Source organism: Rathayibacter tanaceti (assembly GCF_001634385.1).
In the GTDB taxonomy this organism is placed as follows: domain Bacteria; phylum Actinomycetota; class Actinomycetes; order Actinomycetales; family Microbacteriaceae; genus Rathayibacter; species Rathayibacter tanaceti.
This window is the reverse complement of record NZ_LIIN01000317.1, coordinates 1-480: the sequence shown is the minus strand read 5'-3', so window position 1 is coordinate 480 and position 480 is coordinate 1. Positions and strand designations below refer to the sequence as shown.

The following is a 480-nucleotide window of genomic DNA, read 5'->3' as shown; positions in this document are numbered from 1 at the left end:
GCCAGCGCTGGGTGACCGTCGCGCCGGCGTCCAGCTCGGTGGTGCGGGGCGGCGGGATCTGCGCCGCGCTCGCGCGGCGGACGCGGGTGATCGCCTCCTCGAGGGCGAGGCGGATCGAGGGTTCGAGCTGCTCGAGGGCCTGTGCGATCTTCTCGGCGGGCACGCGCAGCTCCGGCGGACGCACGCCGTCGAGACGTTCCGACTGGTCGAGCAGCGCCTCGGCTCCCCGCTCACGGACATCGGCGATCAGTTCGGCGACGACCGGCCCGACCGAGGCGGAGGTGCCCGGATTGCGGGGCACGAGGGCGAGGAGTTCGGCGGCGGACGGACGCCGCCCACGAAGATCGAGAGTCTGGATCATGGCCGCCCCAGTCTACGCGGCGCCCTCCCCCGCTCTTTCGCCGCCGCTCATCGCGGGTCTCGAGATGCCGCGGAGGGCTGCTCGACCACCGCAACACGCCCCACGGAACCCCGCCACCC

The 480-nt window shown here is 74.2% G+C and carries 1 protein-coding gene; it reads right to left on the bottom strand.

The window, feature by feature from the left end; genetic code table 11:
• Positions 1-361 (bottom strand): histidinol dehydrogenase (locus tag ACH61_RS15840; protein ID WP_201787638.1); only part of this gene is annotated, 361 nt, incomplete at its 3' end.
• Positions 362-480: the final 119 nt, after the last annotated feature.